Here is a 19,255-nt window from a genome sequence, read left to right on the forward strand (position 1 = left end):
GGGCAGCAGCGTCGGATGTGATCGCGAGCGAGTTGGAAGAAGCCCTCAGCCTGAAGGAGGTCAGTCCTTGAGCCAGGCGCGGTTGCCGTAAGTGTCGAGGTGCGCGACCTGCTCGACCGGCACCCGCGTCGTCGGGCCGTAGCGCCCGCGCGGCCAACCGAGGGCCACCACGCAGCACGGCGTCACCGACCGAGGCAGCCCGAGAATCTTGCGCGCCCGCGTCACTCCCCACAGCGGCAGCGTGATCAACGAGGCACCCAGCCCTATTGCACGGGCCGCCAATAGCAGGTTTTGCACGCTCGGATAAATAGAGCCCCAATAGCCGGACACCGCGGCATGGGGCATCAACGAATAGGGCGTCCGGCCTTCGCGGACGGTGAGCCGCAGACAGGCCACCACCAGAACCGGTACCTCGGTGAAGTGGTCGACCTGCCACTGCGCCGCGCGGATGACCTTGGCCAGCGACGGATCGTCGTCGCCGGCGCTGCTGAGCAGCCCGCCGTAGGAGAACTTCCAGCCCTTGCGGTACCGGCCGGCCAGTTTCTTGATCACCCGGCGGTCCTTGACGACGATGAACTCCCAGTTCTGCCCGTTGGCTCCGGTCGGCGCGCGCAGCGCCAACTCGATGCACTTGAGCACCACGGCGTCGTCGACCGGCTCGGAGTACACCCGGCGCACCGCGCGCTGCGTCAGCATCGCGTCCTGCAGCGGCATGTTGAGGCCGTCGAGCGCGTCGGACGTGGCCGGCGCGAACCGGAAGGAGTCGGCGTAGGGGCTCGGCGTGTCGGTCATCGGTCAGGCGTGCTCGGTGACCCAGCGGGCGGTGAAGTCCTGGACATCCGGGATGCCGTTGGCGAATTCGCGCGCGATGAAGCTCTCCACCGTCCCACCGACCAGCGGGACCTTGAACTCCACCTCGCCGTTCAAGGTCAGCACCGAGCCGTTCGCGGTGGGCGCCACCGTGGCGGCGGCCGAGCCGGAACCCGGCGCACCGGTGACGGCGACGGTGATCTCCCCGCGCAACCCGTCACCCGAGGGCGCCCAGGTCTCGGTGCTTCGGACTTTGATGTCGCGTCGATAGAACTTGGAGACGATCCCGGGCAACAGGTCGCGACCGAGGTCCTGGGTGATGGTCACCCGCACGGTCCGGTCGTCGTCGACGTCCAGGGACTCCAGCGTGGTGCCGCCGCTCATGTTCCCCAGCCGGGCCAGCCAGTAGTCCTCGCTGCTGAACGCGGTGTGGACCTGGTCGACGCTGACGGGCGATTCGACCGATACGTCAAAGGGGCGTGGCATGTCCGTCCTATACCGGTTCCTGGCCGGGCAGCGCCGAGCTCCTGGCCAGCAGCCGATCCGCGAGGCGGCCGGCGAACGTCTTGGTCTGCTCGATCTGGTCGGGCTGAACGTTGGTCGGCGGGAGTTTGAGGCCCAGAGATTTCTTGCGGTACTCCCCCGTGCCGAGATAGCTGGTCAACGCCAGCATCGAGCGCAGGTTGTCGCCGGGATAGGTGAAGTGGATCTCGTCGACGTAGCGGCCGCCGGCCTCCTGAGCCAGCTCCTGCACTCCTTCGAGGTTCGCCTGCCAGAACGTGCGGCACACGACGAACACCGCAAACGGTTTGCCGGACAACAACTTACGAGCCTCGTCGGATTTCAGAAAGGACCGCAGCGGCATGCTGACGTTGTCCCACCAGGTCGGCGATCCGATCAGGATCAGGTCGTAGTCGCCGTCGCGGACGGTGTCCGGGGTTTCGATTTCGCCGGTCTCGTTGCGCTTCTGGGCGTTCAGCACGCTGAGCATGTCGGGCCAGACCCGACGCATCGGAAACCGGGAGAACTTCTCCGAGTATTTGGGGTCGGTGAATGTGATCCTGGCTTCGCTGACGTCGCATCCGCGCTCGCGGAACACGTCTCCCGCGGCGGTGAGGACTTTCTGCGCCTGCCCCGTGTACGAGTAGTACAGCAGCAGCACCCGCGGCGGCCGTGCGCCACTACTGGTCGTATCCGTCATGACTCCTCCATCTCCAAATCTCGCACAGTAGTCACCTACTAGGGTTAAGCCCCGTGACCGACAAAGTTTCCATCGACCTCAGCGGCCCTTCGCAGACGATGCTGACCACGCTGTACTGCAAGGCGCTGGACGCCGACTGGGACCGGCCGATTCTGGGCGACAACTTCGCCAAGGCCGCGGTCGACCGAATCGACTACAACTGGGCCGAACTCAAGGTCGCCGACCGCTGGACGCCGCTGGTGACGGTCCGCACCGCGCAGTTCGACGAATGGACGCGGGAGTTCCTGGCCGCGCACCCCGAGGCCACGGTGATCCATGTCGGCTGCGGCCTGGACAGCCGGGTGTTCCGGATGGACCCCGGCCCGGGCGTGCAATGGTACGACGTCGACTTTCCGGCCGTTATCTCGTTGCGCGAGAAGGTCTTTCCGGGCCGTCCGAACTACCACCTGGTGGCCACGCCCGCGACGGACCCGTCCTGGCTGGACGCGATCCCGGCCGACAAGCCGACGCTGCTGCTGGCCGAGGGCATCAGCATGTACCTGGCCGAGGACGACGGAATTGCGCTGCTGCAGCACGTGATCGACCGCTTCAAGACCGGCGAGATCAACATCGACTACTACAGCCGGCTCGTCGTGCGGTCGCAGAAGACGCATCGCCTGCAGCGGCAGTCGGGCTCGACGCTGTACTGGGCCGTCAACAAGCCATCGGAAGTTCTCGACCGGCTGTCGGGAGCCCGATTGGTCAGCGGCGTAACCTTTTTCGACGCCAGCACCTTCGGCCGCGCGCGGGGGCTCGTCCGGTTGCTGCGGCCGTTGGTCCGGCCCCTGCCGCCGCTGCGCCGCACCTTCCAATATCACCGCTACGCCTACGGCCCGGTCAGCTGACGGCCGCGCGCTGCTCGGCGACCTCGACCAGTAGCGCGCGGATCGCCTCGATCGACTTCTCCGGTTCCGGCCCGTGCGAGTGGTACTCGACGTTGAGCTGTTCGGCGTAGATCTGGGTGAAGTAGATCTCGATGCCGGCGCTCACCTGGAAGTAGAGCTCGCCGTGGGTCGCGGTCACCTCGACACCCGGTGGTGTGCGCACCGGCGGCACCAAACCGTTGTCGGACAACAGGACAACGTCGGGCATGCCCGGCGCGTTGCCGACGTACTGCGGGCTGAAGTGCAGCCGCGACTGCTGGATCACGCCCTCGTCGAGGTCGCCCTTGAAGGTCGCCGCGATGCCGCGGGCCAACTCGACGACCGAGGTCTTCTGGTTGATCTCGGCCAGATAGGTGCCCAGCCCGACCGGGTTCGTGCACCCGGTCGCCGACACCGGCGGTGACAGAAAGTAACGCAGGTCGACGGTGTAGATGAACGGCACCGGGATGTTCAGCCGGCCACGCACCTGCCACTCCGCGATCAGGATCGCCGCGGACAACACCGAGTGCAGGCCGATCTTCTCGGCGCGGCACAGTTCGACGATCGCGTGCGTCTGGGTCTCGTCGAGCCGGCACGACACCATCGGAACCCGCACGGGCGACGCGGGTGTCGCGCCGGTGTCGCCGCGCCGCGACGGCGGCAGGTCGTAGGCGAACAGCGCCGGCATGAATCGTTCGATGCCCGAACGCGATCCCTTCTGGATGCCCCGGTCGGCGAGCACCGTCTCGATCGACTCCGGTGCTGGTTGCGGGGTCACCGGGCCGGTCTTGCCGTTCGTGACGAGATCGGTGTAGAACGACAGCAATTCCTCGATCAGGCCGTACATGTGGTGGCCGTCGGCCAGCGCGTGGTGCACGTAGAGCGTCGGGTTCGCCTTCCCGTCCCGCAGGAACAGCCGCAGGTGCACCAGTGCCTCGCCCTGGTCGAAATGCGGTGGCGGGTTTTCGGTTTGGGCCGGGTCGACCTCGATCACCTCGAGGCCGGCGTGCATCAGGTCGTCGGCCACCAGGTCGTGGCGTCCGTCGGCGCCGCGCTCCAACCGCGCGGTGAGCACCGGGTGTGCCTCCAACAGCAGATCGAAGGCATCCGTCAACGCGTCGACGTCGATCGGACCGTCAAGGTGCGCGGACAGACCCACGAAGTTGTGCGTCTCAGCGAGCATCTCTTCACTGAGCGCCAGCTTGCGAATGACCGACGAGGGAAACACAGGTGCCTTTCTAGCCAAGCCTTAAGACAGGTCGACGAGTTCCATTTCGTCACTGCCGGAGTCCATCTCGTCCGCGGCGAGAACCTCTCGAATCAGCTCGAGCAAGGTGCGGGAGTATCCCTCGGCCAGTGCCTGCACCGTCTTGCCGTCGATCCGACGGGTGTCGTACCACCAATCCAGATGCAGCACACCGGCGGTGCGGAAGACGCGCAACTCGATACCGTGGCCCAAGCCCGGAAGCGCCTCCCGCACAGGAAGAGCGGTGTCGGAGTCGAAGCGGACCGCGATATCCTCGCCCAGCGGCGGCAGATCCGGGATCGTGCCGATATACGAGAAGAAGATGTCGGCCACGCCCGACCCGCCGAGCTGACGCGCCGTCGGCGCGTAGAGGTAGCGCAGCAGCCCGTAGCCCAGACCGTAATGCGGCACCGCGGTCAGCCTGGCGTGCACGTCGTCGAGCAGCGTCTTGGCGTCGTCGTTTTTCGAGCAGTTGAGTGCGACCGGATAGACGGTGTCGAACCAGCCGACGGTACGGCGCAAGTCGACGTCGGGCTTGAGTACCGAGCGACCCTCCCCACTCAGGTCGACCGAGACCACACCGTCGCCGACCAGTTCCGCGATCGCCCGGCCCAGCGCGGCCAGCAGCATCTCGTCGATCGGTACCCGCAGTCGCCGTCGGGCATCATCGATTTCGGTGGTCTCGGCCACCGTCAACGACGACGCGATGCGGGCCACCTCCGCGAGGCCGGGTGCACCGTCGGCCCGCTCGCCCACCACCTTCAGCGTGGACGCGGTCGCTGCCGACAGCCAGTAGTCCCGGCTCTCGATCACCGCCGGGTGGACGGCCAGCGCCGCGCAGCGCTGCGACCACTCAGTCCACGGCGTCGGCACCGGCTGCAACGCGATCTCCTCGCCGGCAAGCTGCTGCCCGAACGCGGTGAAGATGTCGGTCAACAGGATGTCGCGGGTCGCATTGTCGGCCACGATCGCGCGCACACTCACCGCCAGGTAGCACGGGCCGTCCGGAACGCCCCGCACATAGGTCGCGATCAGAGGATTCGCCGGATCTTGTTGCCGCACAACATCAATCAGGGTCGCAAGCAGCGCGTCGCGCTCCTGAGGCGTGCCCGGCTTGATGTCTTCCGGCAGCGCCCGGGTGGCCAAGTCGGCGAAGTCGCCCGGCTCACCGATGACCTGCTCCCAGGTGCCGGCGCGCTCCACGAGCCGCAGCCTCAGCGCCTCGTGGTGATTACGCACCGCGGTCAACACGGCGCACACGTCGTCGACCTCGACATCGGACCGCAAGTGCAGAATCAGCGGGATACGCCATTGTTCCTGCTCCCGCAAACCGTGCTCGAGGAAGTACGAGATGTTGGGCGGGACGGGTGGATGGGCGACATCGCTGAGTGATTGGCGGGCCAGTCCCCCGGCCGCGTACCGGGCGGTCAGAGCCTTGGCGAGCTCGGCCACCGTCTGGTTCTCGTAGAGGTCCTGCGGCGTCAGGTCGAGGCCCTCGTTGCCGGCGGTCATCGCGACGCTGATCGCGACCAGCGAATCACCGCCCAGCTCAAAGAAGTTGGCCTTGCGGTCGACCGTGCCCAGGCCCAGGCACTGCCCCCAGATGCGCTGCAGCGTGGCCTCCATCGGCGACTGACCGTTCTTGGCGGCCTGGGGCGTCTCCGAAGTGCCTACGGCGGCGGTCGCGTTGCTCGCCGCGTCGCCGCCGGTCCACACGTTGTTGCGGTGCTCGATCCAATGCCGTTGCCGCTCGAAGGGATAACCCGGCAACGTGATCAGCTGCCCGGACTGCCCACCGCGCAGCGGCGACCAGTCCACCTCGACGCCGGCCGACCAGAGTTGGCCGAGCGCGAGCAGGAACGCGTCGCGGTCGTCGCGGTTCTGTGCGTGGTGACGCATCAACCGCACCGCGCGATGCCCGGCGCCCCAGCGGTGGTGCCGGCTGGCGCTCGACGTGAGCGTTCCGCCGGGGCCCACCTCGATCAGGACGCGGTTCGGGTCGCCGAGCAGCACGTCGACCTCGTCAGAGAAGCGAACGGTGGCGCGCACCTGGCGTGCCCAGGTCTGCGGGTTGGTGGCCTCGCTGGCGGCCAGCCACGTCCCGGTCACGTTGGACAGCAACGGAATCTGCGGTTCGCGCAACGTCTGACGGGAGAGGAAGCCGGTGAACTCCGGGATCATCGAGTCCATCAGGCGCGAGTGGAACGCGTGCGAGGTGCGGACCCGCCGCGCCACGATGCCCTTCTCGGTGAGGCGGTCGCTGAACTGGCGGATGCCGTCCTCGGAGCCCGCGACCACGCAGCCGCCCGGCTCGTTGATGGTGGCGATATCGACGTCGCCGTTGAGATACTCGGCGACCGCTTCGGGGCTGAGCGCCACCGCGACCATCACGCCGCGCGGTGCGGCGTGCATCAGGCGGGCGCGCATCGACACCACCTTGATGGCGGTCTCGATGTCGAAGACACCGGCGATGGTGCCGGCGACGTATTCACCGATGCTGTGTCCGGCCAGCGCCGCGGGCTGGACGCCGTAGCTCTCGATCAGCTTGGCCAGCGCGTATTCGACGGCGAACAGCGCCGGCTGGGTGCGGTCGGTGCGCTCCAGGTTGCGGGCGGTGCCTTCGAAGATCTCGGCGCGCAGGTCGATGCCGAGTTCGTCGCCGAAGCCGGTGGCGCACTGGTCGAAGTGCTCGGCGAATACCGGCTCGTGGTCGTAGAGGCCGCGGGCCATGCCGATGTGCTGCGCGCCCTGCCCCGGGAACAGGAACGCGACCCGGTCGGAACCCTTTGCGTTGGGCGCGGATTCACCGATGAACACGTTGTCGTGTTCGCCGGCCTCCAGCACGGCGATCGCGTCCTGGGTGTCCTTGACCACGGCGGCCAGCCGGACGTCGTCCTTGCGGCGGCGGGTCAGCGTGTAGGCGACGTCGGCCAGGTTGGCCTCACCTTTGGCGAGTTCTGCGGCCAGCGACTTGCGTGACTGCTCGAGCGCGTCGGTGCTGCGCGCCGACATCAGCAGCACCTGCGGGCCGCTCACGGGTGAGCTGGCGGCGACGCGCGGCGCCTCTTCGATCACCAGGTGCGCGTTGGTGCCACCGACACCGAAAGAGCTGACGCCGGCGCGCAACACGCCGTCCCACTCCCAGGGGCCGTATTCGCTACGAACCTTGAAAGGTCCACGGTCCAAATGCAATTCGGGGTTGGGGCTGGTGTAGTGCAGCGTCGCCGGGATGGCCCGGTGCTTGAGGCACAGGATCGCCTTGATCAGGCTGGCGATTCCGGCGGCCGACTCCAGGTGACCGATGTTGGATTTCACCGAGCCGACGTAGCAGGGGCCGGAGCGGGGCTCCTCGGACACCTCGAAAGCCTGTCGCAGGCCTTCGATTTCGATGGGGTCACCCAGCGGGGTGCCGGTGCCATGCGTCTCGATGTAGCTGATCTCCGAGGCGTCGACTTCGGCGATCGCGTGCGCCTCGGCGATGACGTCGGCCTGACCGGCCGCGGTCGGGGCGGCGTAGGTCATCTTGGTCGAGCCGTCGTTGTTCAGCGCCGATCCGCGGATCACCGCGTGGATGCGGTCGCCGTCGTCGACGGCGTCCTGCAGCGCCTTGAGTACCACGACCCCGACGCCGCTGCCGAAGATGGTGCCGTCCGAGCGCGCGTCGAACGGCCGACAGTGGCCGGTCGGCGACACCATCGAGCCCGGGGCGTACCAGTACCCGACGTGGTGCGGGATGCGCAGCGACGCACCGCCGGCCAGCGCCAGCTCGCACTCGCCGTTGAGGATGCTCTGGCAGGCCAGGTGCACGGCGACCAGCGCCGAGGAGCAGGCGGTCTGCACCGACAGCGCGGGGCCGCGTAGGTTCAGCGCGTACGCGACCTTGGTGGCCAGGTAGTCCTTGTCGTTCTGCATCGACAGCTCGACCATGTCGAACGTGATGCCTTGTCCCATCACGACATTCGGGTCGCGGTTGGACATGATGTTGTGCAACAGGTAGCCGCTGGTGGTGCTGGTCGCGTAAACCCCCACCGTGCCCTCGATCTCGGCGGGGTCGTAGCCCGCGTCCTCGATGGCGTGGAACGCGGTCTGCAGGAACAGCCGGTGCTGCGGATCGGTCGAGCGCGCCGCCTGCGGGGTGAAACCGAAGAAGTCGGCGTCGAATTCGTCGATACCGTCCATCAACGCGGCCCGCCGCACATACGCGTGGTTCGAGAGCGTCTTCTCGGGAATGCCCTCGGCCAGCAGGTCGTCTTCGGCCAGCGTGACGATCGACTCCTCGCCGCGGCGCAGGTTGTCCCAGAATGCCGACAGCGTGTTGGCGCCGGGCAAGCGGGCCGCCATGCCGACCACCGCGATTGCGTTGGGCGGCAATTCGCTGTTGCTGGTCACACTCGATCTCCTACCTTTCGCCGAGCCGCCGCACGCTGCCGGGCTGCGGCACGCTTGTTGGCTCGGTCACGAACACCGCCACCGCTGTCGGCCTTGTCTGCTTCTTCCAGGCCCAGCTGGCGGATCAAGTCGGTTGTCAATGCGGTCAACGAGGCGCCCTGGAGCAGCAGGGCCACCGGCGGTTCCACCCCGAAGTCGCCACGCACAGTGTTGCGGATTCGCACCGCCATAAGCGAATCCATGCCCAACTCGGTGAGCGGCTGGTCGGCGTCGAGGGTGCTGCCCTTCGGGTAGCCCATGATCGCCAGGATGCGAGCGCCCAAGCGCCCGATGATCACCCGGCTCGCCTCGGCGGGATCCAGCTCGCGCAGCGCGTCGGGGCCGGCCCAGTCGTCGTCCTCGTCGTCGATGTCGAGTTCGGCGGCCAGCTTCGAGAAGAAGCCGAGCTGCTGGATCTCCGGGAACGCGGCCGCGGCCCGGTCCAGCCGCAGCCGCGCCACCCCGATGTTGGTGGGGTGGGCGGCAAGGATGGCCTCCAGCGCCTCGATGCCCTCGGCGGGCGAGATCGGGTCCAGCGCACTGAAAGTCAGCGCACGGGCCACGCCGATGTCAGCCCACTGGCCCCAGTTGATGGTGGTGGCGGGCAGCCCCGAAGCCCGTCGCCAGTCGACCAGGCCGTCGAGCCAGGCGCTGGCCGCCGCGTAGGCACCCTGACCGGGCGCGCCGAGCAGCGACGAGGTCGACGAGAAGCCGAGCCACCAGTCGAGGTCCTTGCCGACGGTTGCTACGTGCAGGCGCAGCGCGCCATGGGCTTTCGGCGCCCAGACCCGCTCCAGGCTGTCCTGGCTGAGGCCGGCGACGATCTGGTCGTCGAGTACGACGGCGCTGTGCATCACGCCGCGCAGCGTCAGACCGGTCTCCTCGGCGGAGGCGACCAGCTTTTCGGCGACTCCGGGCGCGGCGATGTCGCCGAGCACGACGGCGATCTGGGCGCGCTGCTGCAGTTCCTCGACCAGCGTCTGCGCCTCGTCGGACGGGTCGGATCGCCCGTTGAGCACGACGCGGCCGGCGCCGCTGTCGACCAGCCAGCGGGCCATCGCGAGGCCGAGACCGCGCAGGCCACCGGTGATGACGTAGGCGCCGTCGGACCGAACGGCGTTACCGCCCTTGCCCGCTGACAGCGTCGCACGGGAAAGTCGCTTGGCGTAACGCTTCTCGCCGCGCCGGGCGATGACGTCGTCTCCGGTGAGGCCGAATTCCCCAGTGAGCGAGGCGATGTCGGCACCCGCGAGGTCGACCAGCGTGGTGCGCAGGTCAGGGTGCTCGTAGGCCAGCACGCGGATCAGGCCGGCCAGCGCGCTGATCGACGGATCGCCGGCCTCGCCGTCCTCGACGGCAAGACCGTCGCGGGACACCACCCACAGCCGCGGCGGTTTGCCGTGCCAGCCGGTGAGGATCGTGCGCACGGTCGACGCGACGCCCCACGTCAGGTCGCGGCCGCGGCCCGGCGCGTCGCCGGACTCGGAGCCGTCGAAAGACTGGCGGCCCGCGAAGACCACCACGCCGACGGGCGGCAACTCGGCGTCGCCGGCGGCCTGCGAGAATGCCTCCAGGACAGCGGATTCGCTGCCCAGGTCGGCGGTCAGCACCCGCCGGGTGGGCGCGGCGAACGCGGCGGCGAATTCCTTGGCGGCGGACTCGGATTCGGCTCCATCGGTGAGCACCAGCCAGCTGCCGTCCGGCGCGGTGGCCGCGGCGTCGACCGGGGTCTCGACCCACTCGGTGTCGAAGATCTTCTGCTCCAACGGCAACGGCACACTGCGGCGCTGCACGCGCTGCAGGTAGATGCCGCTGATCTCGGCGGTCGGAGTGCCCGTCTCGTCGCTGATGAGCACGCGGCCGTTGATGCCGGCTCCGTCGGTGCTGACCAACTCGGCGCGGCAGCGGGCGCGCCGGCCGACCTCGCCGAAGACCCGGATCTTCTCGAACGACACCGGCAGGTAGGTGGCCTCGTCGGCGTCGGCCAGCGCTTCGCTGGACAGCGCGGCGGCCAGGCCCTGCAGCGCGGCGTCGAGCAGCACCGGGTGGATGCGGTAGCCGCGGTGCCCGGTCGCCTTGTCCGGCAACACGATCTCGGTCTCCGAGGTGCCGTTGGGCCGGCGGACGATGCGGGTCAGGGCGGCGAACGCCTCCGCGTGGTGCAGACCGGTGGCGCGCAGCGCCGAGTACAGGTCCGCGGGCGAGAGCGCGGTGCCCGGCTCCGACGACGCGGCGGGCACGCTGGGCGGATCCGACTGTCCCCCTGTATCCCCCTGTGTCACAGTGACTTTCCCGACGGCGTGCCGGATCCATGCCCCAGTGGCCGAACGCGAGTGGATCTCGACGCGAATCTCGTCGCCATCCTTCTCGCCGCGGGTGAGTTGGGTGGTGAGCTGGGTCGACTCGGCCAGCGGCAGCATCTGCTCGACCTCGACGCCCACGGACACCGACGTGGCGGGCAGGCCGAGCGCCTCGCTGGCGGCGGCCAGTGCGATCTCACCGAAGCCGGTGCCGGGCATGACCGGCTGGCCGTGCACCTTGTGGTCGAGCATGTAGGGCACCAGGTCGGTGCCGACGTCGGCGGTGAAGATGTGCTCGCGGCCGGACGGCAACTCGACGTGCGTGCCGAGCAAGGGGTGGGCGCTGGCCGGTTGCCGGTTGGTCGCGGTCGGCGCGGCCCAGTAGCGGACGTGGTGCCACGGTGTCGGCGGCAGGTCGATGAGTGTCTTTGTGCCAGTGGCGCTCTGCGCGGCCGCGATCGACGGCGGCCGGACGGTGGCCAGTGAGGTGTGGAACGTCAGCGTCTCGGGGTTGTCCCGGGTCAGCGTTCCCGACACCAGCGCGCCGCCCCGCGGCTTGGCCGATTCCAGCGTGCCGTTGATGGCGTGGCTGAGCAGCGGGTGTGGGCTGACTTCGACGAAATTCGCGTGGCTCTCGGCCGCGGTTGCGACGGCCTGGCTGAACCGCACCGGGTTTCGCAGGTTGACCACCCAGTAGTCCGCGTCGAACGCGGGTGCGGCCTCGTCGGACTGACCGACGGTGCTGATCAACGGGATTCGCGGGGTCTGCGGCTTCAGGTCGGCCAGCGCGGTCTTCAGGTCGGCCAGGATCGGGTCGACGGTCGGGTGGTGCGACGCGACGTCCACCTCGACGCGACGTGCCAGCTTGCCCTGCCTGTCGACGACCGCGATGGCCGCGTCGACCTGGTCGGGCGGGCCGGCGATCACGGTCTGCTGCGGCGCGGCATACACCGCGACGGTGATGTCGGGGTATTCCCCGACCAGCTTCTCGGCTTCGGCGGCGCCCAACTCCAGCAGCGCCATCGCACCCTGGCCGGACAACTGCTTCATCAGCTTCGACCGCGTCGCAATGACTTTCAGCCCGTCGGCCGGGCTCAGCGCGCCCGAGACGACAGCCGCGGTGACCTCACCCATCGAGTGACCGATCACGGCATCCGGCTCGACCCCGTAGGAGCGCCACAACGCCGTCAACGCCAACTGCATGCCGACCAGCACCGGCTGAATCCGGTCGATGCCGACCACCGGCTCACCAGACAGCAACACATCCCGCAGCGAAAAGCCCACCTGCGCAACGAAGTCCGACTCCAGCTCGTTCACGGCCGCGGCGAACGCCGGCTCGTCGGCCAGCAGCTGCTTGCCCATGCCGGCCCACTGCGAACCCTGACCCGAGTACAGGAAGACGGTGCCCTTGCCGCGCGGAACGTCGTGCGCGGCAACGACTCCCGGCGTCGGTTGGCCGGCGGCCAGCGCCCGCAGGCCGGCGATGACCTCGGCGCGGTCGCGCGCCGACACGGTGGCGATCTTGCTGTGGCGGCTGCGATACAGGTTGACGGTGTGCGCGATGTCGGCCAGCGGCACCTGCGCCCCCTGCTCGCCCATCCAGTCGGCGAGCGCGGTGGCCCAGGAGGCGATGCGCTGCTCGTTCTTGCCGGAGATCACCAGGGTCGTCACCGGTGGAGCGGCGTCGGCGCCGGCGAGCGAAACCGGTTCGGGGCCTTGCTCGATCACGACGTGGGCGTTGGTGCCGCCGATCCCGAACGACGAGATCGCGGCGCGGCGCGGCCCCTCCTCGAGCGGCCAGTCCCGCAGCTCGGTGGGGACGAACATCCGGGTCGACTTGTGGTCGATCGCCGGGTTCCATTGCGCGAAGTTGAGGTTCGGCGGGATCTGCGCCCGCTGCACCGACAGCGCGGCCTTGATGAAGCCGGCGATGCCCGCCGCCGCCTCCAGGTGGCCGAAGTTGGATTTGACTGCGCCCAGGGCACATTCGCCCTCGCCGCGGCCGTACTGATCGGCCAGCGCCTCGAACTCGATCGGGTCGCCCAGGCCGGTGCCGGTGCCGTGAGCCTCGATGTAGTTCACCGAGCCCGCGGTGACGTCGGCGCTGCGCAGCGCGGCCCGGATGACGTCCTGCTGCGCGATGGTGTTCGGCGCGGTCAGGCCGTTGGAGCGGCCGTCCTGGTTGACCGCCGAACCCCGCACGACGGCCAGCACCCGGTCGCCGTCGCGCACCGCATCGGTGAGGCGCTTGAGCACCACGACACCGCAGCCCTCGCCGCGGACGAAGCCGTCGGCGCGCGAATCGAAGGAGTAGCAACGGCCATTCGGCGACAGCATGCCCCACTTGGCCATCGCGATCTGCGTCTCGGGACGCAGGATCAGGCTGACCCCGCCGGCCAGGGCCAGGTCGCTCTCCCGCAGCCGCAGGCTCTGGCAGGCCAGGTGGATCGTCACCAACGACGACGAGCACGCGGAGTCGATCGCGACCGCCGGGCCGCGTAGTCCCAGCAGGTACGCGATGCGCCCGACCGCGACGGCGTGGGCGTTGCCGGTCGCGGAGTAGGCGTCGATGGCGTCCGGGTTGGCCGCCGAAATCGTCTGGTACTCCCCGTAATACACGCCCATCAGCACCGCGGCGCGCACACCGGACAGGTCCTCGGTGGCGATGCCGGCGTGCTCGAGCGCCTCGTAGGCCACCTCCAGCATCAGCCGCTGCTGGGGGTCCATCGCCTCGGCCTCGCGCGGCGAGATGCCGAAGTAGTCGGCGTCGAAACCGGACACGTCGGACAGGAAGCCGCCCCACTTGGACTGCATCCGGCCGGGCGCGAACTGGTCGGCGTCGTAGAACTCGTCGGCGTTCCACCGGTCGGCCGGGATCTCGCTGATCCCGTCGCCACCCTTGGTCAGGAAGTCCCAGTAGCCCTCCGGGCCGTTGGCGTCACCGGGAAAGCGGCAGCCCATCCCCACGACCGCGATCGGCTCGGCAGACGCGATCCGCGACGCCTTGTCGAACTGCTGCGTCAGCGCGTCCCGCTTGTCGCCGGGCATCGCCGAAACTCTGTCGTAAATCGTCGCCATCAAAAAATACCGCTCTCACTGCCCGCCGAAGCCGACTCCACGCTGTCAAACAATTCATCCAACACGCTGCTCGCCGAGTCGGCCGCTAGCTCGGCGGTATCTTCCTCCGGCGTGTCCGGCGGTGCAAGCAGGCCGGCGACGTAGGTGGCCAGCGAGGCGATCGTCGGGTGGTTGAACAACATGTTCGCCGACACGTCCAGGCCGACCAGTTTCTTGGTCTCCTTGAGCACCGTCATGGCCATCATCGAGTCCAGGCCCAGCTCCGGGAACGGCGCGTCGAGGTTGATCGACGACGGCGACATCCGCAGCTCGCGACCCAGGATGGCCTGCAACCGGCTCTGCAGTTCACTGAGCCGCTCGTCGGTGGACAGCGTCGACCAGTCCGGGGCCTCGGCCACCGCGGCGGCCATCTCCTCGGCGTCCGGCCGCTGGTCGATGACCTCGACGCCTGCCTCGAACTCGGAGGCGATCCGCTCGAAGTAGGCGAGTTCGCGGAACTCCGGGGTCGCCGCGACCGCGCGGTCGAGCCGCAGCCGTCCGACACCGACGCGGTTGAGCGGGCCGCCGACCAGGGCCTGCAGCGCCTCGACGCCCTCGTCGGGCGTGATCGGGTCGAGCACGCTGTAGGTCAGCTTGCTGCTCATGCCGACGGCGGACCACTGTCCCCAGTTGATCGCGGTGGCCGGCCGGCCGGTGGCGCGACGCCAGGTCATCAGCGCGTCGAGCCAGGCGTTGCCGGCGGCGTAGGCCAGCTGGCCGGGCAGGCCGAGCATGGTGGCCATCGACGAGAAGCCGACCCACCAGTCCATGTCCTTGTCGGCGGTCGCGGCGTTCAGCCGCAGCGCGCCGGCGACCTTGGGCGTCCAGACGCGTTCCAGGCCCTCCTGGGTCAGGGCGCTCACCAGGCCGTCGCCGGTGACGCCGGCGCCGTGCACGAGGCCGCGCAGCGGCTTGCCGGTCTCCTCGGCCGCGGCCACCAGCCGTTCCGCGACGCCCGCGGTGGCGATGTCGCCGGCGACGTAGACGACCTCGGTGCCGAGCCCGTCCAGGTAGGCGCGCTGCTCGTCCGACGGCTCGCTGCGGCCGCTGAGCACGATGCGGCCCGCGCCCCGGTCGACGAGCCAGCGGGTGACGACGGTGCCCAGGCCACCCAGACCACCGGTGATGAGGTAGGAGCCGTCGTCGCGGACCACCGCCTCGTGCGGGCCGCCGTCCACGGTGGCGCGAACCAGGCGCTCGACGAACCGGCCGTCTTCGCGCAGGGCCACCACGTCGTCACCGGTCGCGGCGGCGAGTTCGGCGGTCAGTGTGTCGATGACGTTCGCATTGCCGACGTCGAGCAGGGTGGCGCCGAGGTCCGGTTCGCCGGCCAGCACGCGGGCCGCCTCGCCGGGGAACCGCCAGTTGCGGATCAGACCCTTGAGGGCGCCGATCGCCGGGTCGCCCGGTTCGTCGTCGTGCACCGACAGCCCGTCGCGGGTGACCAGCCACAGCCGCGGCGAGGTGCCCGTCCAGCCGTCGACGGCCGCGTGCGCCGCCGCGGTGATGTCGACGACCAGTTGCTGGGCCCGGTGCAGGGCGGCGTCGGTGGCTTCGATGTCGAAGGGCGAGTTGGCGAGCAGCACGACGATGCCGACCGGGTTCGCGTCGGCGGTCTTGGCGAACGCCTCGGCCAGCGCGGCCTCGTCACCCAGCGGGGCGCTGATCGCGCGGCGGGTCGACGAGGTGAGCGCGTCGGTCGCCCGTGCCGCGAGATCGGCTGTCTCGGAATCTTTTTCGGCCAGCACCACCCAGGTGCCGTCGGCCACGGAGCCGCCCTGCGGCGCCGGGCTCTGCACCCACGCGGCGTCGAAGATCTTCTGCTCCAGCGACAGCGGCACGCTGGCCAGGTCGACGGGCTTGAGTTCGATGCCGGTCAGTTCGGCGAGGACGACTCCGGCATCGTCGGTGAGCACGACACGGCCGCGCTCGTCGGCCAGCTCGGTGTGCACCCGCGCCCGGCCGCGGACCGGAGCGAACAGCTGGATCGACTCGACCGAAACCGGTTGGTAGTTGGCGTCCTCGGACTCGATGCCGGCCGCGAGCCGCTGCAGCGCGGCGTCGAGCAGCACCGGGTGAACGCGGTACTCGGCGTGGTCGGCGACGTCCTCCGGCAGGGCGATCTCGACACCCTCCCCGGGTGCCGCGCCGGTCGGTCCGGTTTGGGTGATCACGTCGGCCACCGCGTACCGGGTCCAGCTGCCGCCCGCCGAACGGGCCTGGATCTCCACGCGATTCACGTCGGGGTTCAACGAGAGTTGGGTGCTGACCCGGGTCTGCGCGTCGAGGATCAGCGGCCGCTCGATGGTCAACTTGCTCACCGCGACGCCGTCGCCGAGCGCCTGGACCGCGGCGGCCAGCGCCATCTCGGCGAAACCGGCGGCGGGAACCACGGCCTGGCCGTGCACCGTGTGGGCGGCCAACCACGGCAGCGTGGCGACGCCGATGTCGGTCTGCCACACATGCTCTCGGCCCGACGGCAGGTCGACGTGTGAACCCAGCAGCGGGTGCCCGTCGCTGCGCCGGTGACCGGATGGCTTCTTCTCCTGCCAGTAGCTGGCGTGCAGCCACGGCGAGGCCGGGATCTCGATGCGACGACGGCCCTCGGCCGGCTCGCCGGTCACCCCGATCGTCGCGAGTTGCTCATGGACGGAAAGGGTTTCGTCGTCGCCACGCTTCATCGCCGCGGTGACGCTGAACTGGTCGCGGGACGACACCGAGGCCAGCGTCTCGCCGATGCCGTGCGTGAGCAGCGGGTGCGGGCTGATTTCGACGAACGTGGTGTGCGTTTCGGCAGCTTTCGCGACGGCCTGCTTGAACCGCACCGGGTTGCGCAGGTTCACCACCCAGTACTCGGCGTCAAAGGCCGGTGCGGCCGTGTCAGCGGACTGACCCACCGTGCTGATCAACGGGATTCGCGGCTTCTGCGGCTTGAGGTCCTCCAGCGCGACCTTGAGGTCGGCCAGGATCGGGTCGACGGTCGGGTGGTGCGACGCGACGTCCACCTCGACGCGACGGGCCAGCAGGCCTTGCGCGTCGACCGCGGCGATCGCGGCGTCGATCTGCTCGGGCGGGCCCGCGATCACGGTCTGCTGCGGCGCGGCATACACCGCGACGGTCACGTCGGGATACTGCCCGACCAGCTTCTCGGCCTCCGCGGCGTCGAGTTCGACGAGTGCCATCGCGCCCTGGCCGGACAACCGCTTCATCAGCTTCGACCGCGTCGCAATGACTTTCAGCCCGTCGGCCGGGCTCAGCGCACCGGACACGACGGCCGCGGTGACCTCACCCATCGAGTGACCGATCACCGCATCCGGCTCGACCCCGTAGGAGCGCCACAACGCCGTCAACGCCAACTGCATGCCGACCAGCACCGGCTGAATCCGGTCGATGCCGACCACCGGCTCACCAGACAGCAACACATCCCGCAGCGAAAAGCCCACCTGTGCGACGAAGTCGGGCTCCAGCTCGGCAACCGCCGCAGCAAACGCCGGCTCGTCGGCCAGCAACTGCTTGCCCATGCCCGCCCACTGCGAACCCTGACCCGAGTACAGGAACACCGTGCCGGAACCGTGCGGCTTCTCCATCGGTTCGACGACGCCGGTGGCGGGTTCACCCGCGGCCAGCGCCCGCAGACCGGCGATAGCCTGCTCGTGGCTGCGCGCCGCGACGGCGGCGAAGCTGCGGTAGCGGCCTCGGTGGTTGTTCACGGTGTGCGCGATGTCGGACAGCGGCACGTCGGCGCCGACGCTGGACATCCAATCGGCGAGCATCCCGGCGATCGGTGCGATACGGGCGGAGGTCTTGCCGGAGATGACGAGCGTGCTGACACTCGGCTCCGGTTGCGCCGCAACCTTTTCCAGGGCGGGCGCCTGCTCGATGACCACGTGGGCGTTGGTGCCGCTGACACCGAACGACGAGACGCCCGCGCGGCGCGGACGAGCGACATCGGGCCACGCCATTCCGTCGGCGGCGATGGTGAATTTCGACGCCCCCGCACCGGCGTTCGGGGTGAGTTCGGTGAAATGCAGATGCGGTGGAATCTGACCGTGGTTCATGCTGAGCACGGTCTTGATGAAGCCGGCGATGCCGGCCGAGTTCTCCAGGTGGCCCAGGTTCGTCTTCACCGAGCCGAGCACCAGCGGCGCCGAATCGTCGCGCTCACCGAAAACCGCACTGAGCGCGTCGAGTTCGATCGGGTCGCCCAGCGCCGTGCCGGTGCCGTGCGCCTCGACATAGTCGATCTCGGAGGGCTGCAACCGCGCCGACGCCAGGGCCGCGCGCATGACCGCCTGCTGGGCGGGACCGCTGGGCACCGTCTGCCCGCTGCTCGGGCCGTCCTGGTTGACGGCCGAACCGCGCACCAGGGCCAGCACCGTATCCCCGTCGCGCTCAGCATCACTGAGTCGCTTGAGCACGACCACGCCGCAGCCTTCGCTGCGGGTGTAGCCGTTGGCGGCCGCGTCGAAGGTCTTGCACTGACCGTCCGGAGCGAGCATCCCCCACCGCGAACAGGCAAAGCTGTTGTGCGGCGTCAGAATCAGGTTTGTACCGGCGGCGAGCGCCTGGTCCGACTCGCGGCGCCGCAGGCTCTGGCAGGCCAGATGGATCGCGACGAGCGACGACGAGCACGCGGTGTCGACCACCACGGCAGGCCCGTGCACCCCGAGGAAGTAGGACAACCGGCCCGCGGCGAAGTTCGAGGCGCTGCCGAACGGGATGTAGGGGTCCATCTCGTTCGCCGGACCGTCGGCCGCCATCAGCGCATAGTCGTAGGTGGTCAAGCCGACGTAGATGCCGGTCTGGCTGTTGCGCACGGATTTCGGTGTGACACCGGCGTTTTCGAGTGCCTCCCAGGCGACTTCGAGCAGCAGCCGCTGCTGCGGGTCCATCGCGACCGCCTCGCGCGGCGAGATCCCGAAGAACTCCGCGTCGAACTGGTCGGGCTGCCATGAGGTGAGGAAGCCGCCCTCCCGGTTGCAGATGGTGCCCGGGCGGGTGTGGTCCTCGGAGAAATAGGCGTCGGCGTCCCAGCGATCCGCGGGAACCCGGACGATGCCGCTGCGCCCCTCCTCGAGCAGCTGCCAGTAATCGGCGGGAGTGTCGACACCACCCGGCAACCGGCAGGCCATGCCCACCACGGCAATCGGTTCGAGGTCGGCCTTCTCGGCGATCTCGAGCCGGGCTGTCAGGTCATCGATCTTGCGGAGCGCCTCGGTGATGATCGCCCGACGGTCTGGCGCTGTCATCG

General features: G+C 69.2%; 8 protein-coding genes. 1 reads left to right on the plus strand and 7 read right to left on the minus strand.

Annotation, left to right across the window (positions count from 1 at the left end):
• Positions 1–60: 60 nt before the first annotated feature.
• Genes PT015_RS10780 through PT015_RS10790 form a run of 3 tightly spaced genes read right to left on the minus strand, consistent with a single transcriptional unit; the run spans position 61 to position 2,011 of the window.
• Positions 61–792 carry a nitroreductase family protein gene (locus tag PT015_RS10780; RefSeq protein ID WP_285190603.1) on the minus strand — a complete coding sequence of 244 codons (732 nt, stop codon included), beginning with the start codon at positions 790–792 and terminating at the stop codon, positions 61–63.
• Positions 793–795: 3 nt separating this feature from the next.
• Entirely contained in the window at positions 796–1,296 is a 501-nt protein-coding gene (locus PT015_RS10785) for a DUF2505 domain-containing protein (protein ID WP_285190605.1), read from the minus strand.
• A gap of 7 nt (positions 1,297–1,303) precedes the next feature.
• On the minus strand, positions 1,304–2,011 hold the full coding sequence (locus PT015_RS10790; protein ID WP_285190606.1) for a flavodoxin family protein: 708 nt from the start codon (positions 2,009–2,011) through the stop codon (positions 1,304–1,306).
• A 53-nt stretch (positions 2,012–2,064) separates the two neighbouring features.
• Between PT015_RS10790 and PT015_RS10795 the strand changes: the two genes are divergently transcribed.
• Complete coding sequence (locus tag PT015_RS10795) at positions 2,065–2,895, plus strand: class I SAM-dependent methyltransferase (protein ID WP_285190607.1); 831 nt, start codon at positions 2,065–2,067, stop codon at positions 2,893–2,895.
• Here PT015_RS10795 and PT015_RS10800 read toward each other — a convergent pair.
• The 4 genes from PT015_RS10800 to PT015_RS10815 are packed head-to-tail and all read right to left on the minus strand — an operon-like array spanning position 2,888 to position 19,253.
• Complete coding sequence (locus PT015_RS10800; protein ID WP_285190608.1) at positions 2,888–4,141, minus strand: phthiocerol/phthiodiolone dimycocerosyl transferase family protein; 1,254 nt, start codon at positions 4,139–4,141, stop codon at positions 2,888–2,890. The genes PT015_RS10795 and PT015_RS10800 overlap by 8 nt on opposite strands.
• Positions 4,142–4,162: 21 nt before the next feature.
• Positions 4,163–8,500: a type I polyketide synthase gene (locus tag PT015_RS10805; protein WP_285191049.1), complete on the minus strand. Its 4,338-nt coding sequence runs from the start codon at positions 8,498–8,500 to the stop codon at positions 4,163–4,165.
• A gap of 44 nt (positions 8,501–8,544) precedes the next feature.
• A complete protein-coding gene (locus PT015_RS10810; RefSeq protein WP_285190609.1) occupies positions 8,545–13,965 on the minus strand; it encodes a type I polyketide synthase in 5,421 nt (1,806 codons plus the stop codon).
• The gene (locus PT015_RS10815; RefSeq protein ID WP_285190610.1) at positions 13,965–19,253 is read right to left on the minus strand and encodes a type I polyketide synthase; all 5,289 of its coding nucleotides are present in this window, start codon (positions 19,251–19,253) and stop codon (positions 13,965–13,967) included. The genes PT015_RS10810 and PT015_RS10815 overlap by 1 nt, the downstream gene beginning before the upstream one ends.
• Positions 19,254–19,255: the final 2 nt, after the last annotated feature.

Origin of the sequence: Candidatus Mycobacterium wuenschmannii (assembly GCF_030252325.1) — a bacterium.
GTDB classification, from domain to species: Bacteria; Actinomycetota; Actinomycetes; order Mycobacteriales; family Mycobacteriaceae; genus Mycobacterium; species Mycobacterium wuenschmannii.